The 6,221-nt window shown below is 64.2% G+C and carries 5 protein-coding genes; 1 reads left to right on the plus strand and 4 read right to left on the minus strand.

Going from position 1 to position 6,221, the window contains the following annotated elements:
* Positions 1-177 precede the first annotated feature (177 nt).
* Positions 178-1,107: an energy transducer TonB gene (locus ABSG20_RS26860; protein WP_423867512.1), complete on the minus strand. Its 930-nt coding sequence runs from the start codon at positions 1,105-1,107 to the stop codon at positions 178-180.
* Positions 1,108-1,502: 395 nt separating this feature from the next.
* Between ABSG20_RS26860 and ABSG20_RS26865 the strand changes: the two genes are divergently transcribed.
* Positions 1,503-2,909: a di-heme oxidoredictase family protein gene (locus ABSG20_RS26865; RefSeq protein WP_423867513.1), complete on the plus strand. Its 1,407-nt coding sequence runs from the start codon at positions 1,503-1,505 to the stop codon at positions 2,907-2,909.
* A gap of 240 nt (positions 2,910-3,149) precedes the next feature.
* Here the strand turns inward: ABSG20_RS26865 and ABSG20_RS26870 are convergent, their stop codons facing one another.
* From ABSG20_RS26870 to ABSG20_RS26880, 3 genes are all read right to left on the minus strand, one after another.
* Positions 3,150-3,827, minus strand: a complete 678-nt coding sequence (locus tag ABSG20_RS26870) for a hypothetical protein (RefSeq protein WP_423867514.1) — start codon at positions 3,825-3,827, stop codon at positions 3,150-3,152.
* 445 nt (positions 3,828-4,272) lie between these two features.
* The gene (locus tag ABSG20_RS26875; RefSeq protein WP_423867515.1) at positions 4,273-4,941 is read right to left on the minus strand and encodes a hypothetical protein; all 669 of its coding nucleotides are present in this window, start codon (positions 4,939-4,941) and stop codon (positions 4,273-4,275) included.
* Between the two features lie 43 nt (positions 4,942-4,984).
* Positions 4,985-6,221 (minus strand): hypothetical protein (locus tag ABSG20_RS26880; protein WP_423867516.1); only part of this gene is annotated, 1,237 nt, incomplete at its 5' end.

Consider the following 6,221-nt stretch of genomic DNA (forward strand, 5'->3'; position numbering starts at 1 on the left):
GAAGCAATATTGACCTTCTTGTACCCGCCGCCGGCTGCCATCTTTCCCGCCTCACGCGACTGATCGCGCCAGCAGATCACAAAATATACCAGATAGAGCACAAGTCTAAGCACAAAAGCGCGCCACCCCCCGCAGAGGTGCGCGCCGTGGAGCCGTCCCGGTCCGCTTTCCGCCGGGTCATTGTCCGGTGGGTTTGAAGTTGAACAGCACGCCGGTCTCGACCTCGGTAGGATGTCCGGCCACCAGATAGGGCGCAAACTCCCACTGCGTCAGCGCCTGTTCGATCGACCGGCGCTGCGCCGGGCGGGCGTTGATGACATGAATATGACGGATCCGCCCGTCGACGCCGATGATGAATCGAACCGGCAGGTTGACGCCGCGCGGTTCGACCGGATCCGGCTCGATCCTGCGCAGCACGGTCTGCTTCGTCACATAATCCTTGATGCAGACCGGATTGGGTTGCTCGCCATCGGCGCTGACCGGTTGCGATCCGGAGTTGGGCGGCAGCGACATCGCGTCGAGGCCGCGCGCGATGCGCTCGACTCGGGCCTGATCCGTGCCGGTGATATTGAAGCTGAGCACGTGGCAGCGCAACTCCGTGGCGAGCCAGACGCGATAGAGTTCGCCGGCATGATAATCGAAGCGCAGGAAATCATGGCCGGCGATCGTGGTGGCAGCCAGCTTGCGGTCGATCGTCATGATCGGATCGCGCGCGAAGTCATCGCTCAAATCCGCCGCCAGTTCGGCGATATTCGCAAACGGCTTGGCACCGAAGAACAGATCCTGACCGACCACCAGCATCGTGGCCCGATCGGTCTTCGTACCCTCGATCGCTTCGAGGACATAGGAGGCGACCGGCGATGGCGGCGGCCCGGCAAGGTCCTCCGACCATCCCGCGGGCAACGGCAGCGAGAGGCCGAAATAGGGATTCCGGTAGGCGCCTTCCACGACCGATCCGGTCTCCGGATCTGGGCTGGACAATTTGGCCGCGGCATTGCCTGCCGCTGGTCCGGACGGCGAGGCGGGCGGCGCAACCGTTTGGGCCTCGGCCCGGTGTCCGGGGGTTTCCAGAGTTGCGATCAGCCCGGTCAGGGCGACAACACGCAACAAAGCCAAAACCCAACCTCGAACCGCACGCGTAAAGCGTATCTCTGTCAATATTGCGCGTTCAAAAAGTGCTTCCGTCGATCTCATGCCGGACACATCCGTAAGTTTATCGCTTTCTTCAATGTAGCTCAGAATTGAACTTGACGGCAATCAAGCTAAGATTTATTTTTTTCACAATTACACCCTTAGGTTTAAACGCCGGTTTTGGCGTGTGAGGCGGGTGGATATTGGGAGGGGAGGAAATGTCCGTCGGCGCCGGGCATCGTCGGGGCAACTGATTTCACTATTCAACATTCAACGAATCCACCGAGACGGCATGGATGCGGGACCGGAGATGGTCGCGGGTGGCGACCGTGATCTGCGGTTGGCTGGAACAAGAAATATTGGAGGGCGAGATGAGAGGAAAAATCTTCAAGTCGAGAATCGCGGGTGGCGTAAGTCTGGGTGTGGCCGTCGTCAGTACGGCGGTCGTTGGTTTGCTGGCCGCGCCGGGCGCTGCGGTCGGCCAGATGGCGGCGGCGGCGATGGTGGCGGTGGATCCCGGTCCGCGCGGCGGCCCGGCCGGCGCCGGCGGTCCGATCGCGGGGCTGACAGCGCTGCAGCTGAGCTTCTTCAATTCGGCACAGGTCCGCTTCCAGGAAATCGACTCGGTGTCGGGCACCGTCTCCGGCCAAACCGGAGTAGGCCTCGGACCCCGATTCAATGGCGACAGCTGCGCCATGTGCCACGCATTCCCCGCCATCGGCGGCTCGAGCCCAACGCCCAATCCGCAGCTCAGGGTGGCCGTCCGGGCCGGCGCCAACAACACGGTGCCAAGCTTCATCACCTCGAATGGCCCGGTCCGCGAGGCCCGCTTTATCAACAATCCGGATGGCACGCCCGACGGCGGCGTCCATGACCTGTTCACCATCACCGGCCGGAGCGACGCGTCCGGCTGCAACATCAGCCAGCCGGATTTTGTTACGGCGATCGCGCAGGCCAACATCATCTTCCGGATTCCGACGCCGCTGTTCGGCCTCGGCGTGATCGAGAATATCCCGGACGACGAGCTGAGGTCGCAGGAGGGGAACGTCGCGGCCCCGCAGCAGACGCTGGGGATTTCCCCCGGGGTGTTCAATATCAGCGGCAATGACGGCACCATCACCAAGTTCGGCTGGAAGGCCCAGAACAAGTCGCTGCTGATCTTCTCAGGCGAGGCCTACAATGTCGAACAGGGCGTCACCAACGAGGCCTTCACCAATGAGCGGGACACTACATCGGGATGCGTGTTCAACCCCACGCCGGAGGACAACACCAACCTTTCGCAGGGCACATCGTCAGGCAGTCCCGCGTCGGATTTCTCTTCGGATATCGTCAACTTCGCGGCCTTCGCCCGTCTTTCGGCACCGCCGGTTCAGGCGACGGCCGCGGACACCACCGGAGGCAACGGTTCCACCCAGTTCCACAATGTAGGATGCGGAAGCTGCCATATCCCGCGCCAGAGGGATGCGAACTCGCCGTTCGGCGGCATGAGCCGGCTGATCATCAGCCCCTATACCGACTTAGCCCTCCACACCATGGGCACGGGTCTGCAGGACGGCATCAGCCAGGGGGTCGCCAATGGCCAGCAGTTCCGGACCGCTCCGCTGTGGGGTGTCGGACAGCGGCTGTTCTTCCTGCATGACGGCCGTGCCACGAATCTGATCGACGCGATCAATGCGCACCAGAGCTCGGGCTCGGAGGCGAATACGGTGGTGAACAACTTCAATCTGCTGTCTCCGCAAAATCAACAGGACCTGCTGGTTTTCCTGCGCTCGCTCTGAACCCTTGGCGCGGCAGGCGGCCTCGTGCCGCCCATCGCGTCCTTCGATGAAATGAAGTGGCAAGGTTCTTTCAGCGCCCGGTCCAGATTGGCCGGGCGAAATTCGTCAGGTCCGCTGCATTGCCGGTCGCCGCCTAACCGCTTCGTGCAACAGCGCATTGTGTTGATCGATGGGAATAAATGCGCGAATAACCCACGGCCTTGGCTTTCGCTGAAAAGACCTGCCTCTCGCTCAACGGGCTCACATCTGGCGGTTGGGTTTCAGCCGCAGCCGCGGTTGCGGCGCCGATAAAAGTTGCCCTGGCAGTCCAGGGTTCAGGCGCGCAAGCGCTTCTGCCGGCGTTGAGCCGGGCTGCGGCAAACTCAGCACGACGACCTGCGTATCCTTCTCCAGGGTCGCCTCGCGGCCTTGCACCGAGCTGAGTTTCCAGCCCTGAAATTCCTCGCCAACTCTCAGCCGAAGTGCCGCCGCGGTGGATTGATTGAGGAAGATCCCGAACTGCTCCAAGCCGTTTGCGATGGTGCCAACGAGAGAGAGCTGCGGACGCTCAGGCTCCTTCGGTTTCGGCGCCGCGGCAACGTTCGGAACAGCAGCGGCGGCAACCGCCGAGGGTGGCGGACGCCGCGACGATGAAAAAATCGGGCGGTCGCGGGTGCTGGTCAATGCACTGAGAGGGACCGCCCACAACGGATTGGCGCCCAGGGTTCGCTGTGCAGCCGGCGCGGCCGGTGTCACGACGGGTCGCGCGGGGCCGGCGTGATGCAACGGTATCGATGTTGTGGCCGGGTTATCGGCCTCGCGCGCGTCGCGGGCCAAGTCGGAGTCGATGGGATCCCGGGCCGCAAGCGAGGTCAAGGCCGCGGCGCCCTCCGCCGATAAAGCCAGCATCACGATGCAGGTCAAAATCCGGAGCTTCATTTTGCGCCCTGCCGCCACACGGCCCTTTCAACCCCTAGTATAGTGGTTGTTACCCGCCAATATCCAGCCGTTTGGCTGAAGACAGCCGGGATTCGGCGGCCACCGTCGGCGCCGGCCGCCCAGGGCCTAGTTGATCGATTCCGTGAAACCCGTCATTTCAGGCCACGAGCATTGGCCTCTCGCTCCCTCTCCCGCTCTTCGCGGGGGAGGGTGGGGTGGGGGCGCGGCATCGGCGGTGTTAGTTACGTGTGTGGCCGCGACACCCGATCGATGGATTTTCGCCCGGAGCTTCCCCCACCCCGACCCTCCCGAGAAAGTGGGCGAAAAAACCTTTCGAAATCAACGGGAGCAAGAGGCCCACTTTCTCGCCGGCGTGGTGCGGCTGCGGGCGCTGGTGGTCTCCCCCGCGAAGAGCGGGAGAGGGAGCGCAGCAGCGCAAGCCAGCTCACATCTGGCGGAGGGGTTGCGGGTGCCGCCGCGGCTGCGGGGCCGACGGGAGTTGCGGCTGTCCGGGCATGGGTTGCGTTGCGAGGTTCACGCGCGAAAGCTCAGCCGGTTTTGTTCCGCCGGGCTGCGGCAAGCTCAGCACGACGGACTGCCGATCCTTCTCCAGGGTCGCATCGCGGCCTTGCACCGAGCTGAGTTTCCAGCCCTGAAACTCCTCGCCAACTCTCAGCCGAATGGCTGCCGCGGTGGATTGATCGAGGAAAATCCCGAACTGCTCCAGACTGTTTGCGATGGTGCCAACCAGAGAGAGCTTCGGACGCTCGGGCTCTTTCGGTTTCGGCGCGGCGGCGGCTTTCGAAACAGCGGCATGATCAACTGCGGCGGGCGGCGGACGCCGCGACGAGGAAAAAATCGGCCGGTCGCCGGTGGCCGACAGGGCACTGAGAGGCACGGCCCACAACGGATTGTCGCTCGCCGCCGGCTGGCGCGCCGTCGGCAACCGTGCCGGCGCGCCAGCGTTAGCCCGGCCTGCAGAGGCCGCCGCCGAGCCGGCGTGCGCCTTCCCGGCCACATCGTCGGCAAACGGGTCCGGCGTTGCGACGGCGCTCGCGGCGAGCGCGCCGTGAGCGGATGCCACAACGATGATGCCGATTGCCAGCCTCAGCATCACGCCGCCTTTACATCAATTCAACCATCAAACTCAGTCCCCGCTAGAATTGACCAGACTGCTGATAGGTCGCGCCGCCGGCGGCGTAGGTCACCGACCAGGTGTCGGTCGTCGCAATGTGCGTCGTGCCGTTTCCGCCCGATTGAGCCGCGAAGGTGAAGCCGCCGGCCGGGATGGTCTGACCGCTGGTCAGTGTGAAGGTTGTGACGATGGCCGTGCCGCTGGTGTGGCTTTGGACTACCTGCGAGCCGATCGTATCATAGGCATTGGAGAAGGTGACGTTGGTTGCCGGCACGCTGATAGTCAGCGTCAGCGCGGTGATCGGGACGCTGGTGGAGAGCACAACGTCGTCTTCATCGAACCACGGACCATTCGTGCCCGCCTTGCCGGTGAAGGATGCCGGGCCGGCACCGGTTCCGCCGCCGGTCCCGGTCCCGCCGCCGGTCCCGCCGCCGCCGCTTTGGGCCGCGCTGACCGTGAGGCCGACCATCGTGCTCGCGCTCAGGGCGCCGCTCGTTCCGGTGACGGTCACGGCGCCGTTGGCAACCGGCGCCGAACTGCTGGCGCTCAGCGTCAGTGCCGTCGATGTCGTGGTCGAGGCCGGGCTGAAAGCCGCCGTGACACCGCTCGGCACCGCGGCCGCGGTAAACGCCACGCTTCCCGCAAACCCGTTGGCCGGCAGCACGGAAATCGTCGAACTGCCACTGCTGCCTTGCTTCAGTGCCAGGCTCGTCGGGCCCGCGGACAGGCTGAAATTCGGAGGCGCCGTCCCCGTCCCCGTCGGGCTCAGCACGATGGTGGTGAGCGTATAGGGCGGGACCGCGAAGGTGAAGCTGGCGCCGAGGCTGCCGCCGGAAGAGGTGCTGATCGCACTACTGGATGCGGCATAGCTGTAGACCGTGGCACTGCCAACCGGCGTGAAGCCCGAGACGGAGACGTTGGCGCTGATGGTGTTGGCCGGATCCTTGTTGAGCAGCAAAAGCGCCAGGTTGCCGCCGGCCTGATGGACGGCGTGGACCGAAAGCAGGCTGTTGCTGGACGAGGAAGTGACCATGGTGTCGCCGGCCTTGCCGAGCTTGCTCAGCATCTGCATGCCGTAATAGGTCGGGAACGGGGTATCCGCCGCCGGCTCGCCGGAGGTCGCATTCGACAGAATGCCGTAGTCGCCGAAGGTCGAGGTGCCAAACAGGCTGGAGGACGTATTGCCCGCCGTGGAGCCATTATGCAGCGCCCAGACGTCGACGCTAGTGACGCCCTTTTCCAGCCAATCCATGACGTTG

Origin of the sequence: Bradyrhizobium sp. (assembly GCF_049512235.1) — a bacterium.
In the GTDB taxonomy this organism is placed as follows: Bacteria; Pseudomonadota; Alphaproteobacteria; order Rhizobiales; family Xanthobacteraceae; genus Bradyrhizobium.

Coding starts and splice junctions, on each gene's coding strand:
- ABSG20_RS26875 (WP_423867515.1), bottom strand. CDS start 4,941: ATGCTGAGGCTGGCAATCGGCATCATCGTTGTGGCATCCGCTCACGGC.
- ABSG20_RS26870 (WP_423867514.1), bottom strand. CDS start 3,827: ATGAAGCTCCGGATTTTGACCTGCATCGTGATGCTGGCTTTATCGGCG.
- ABSG20_RS26865 (WP_423867513.1), top strand. CDS start 1,503: ATGAGAGGAAAAATCTTCAAGTCGAGAATCGCGGGTGGCGTAAGTCTG.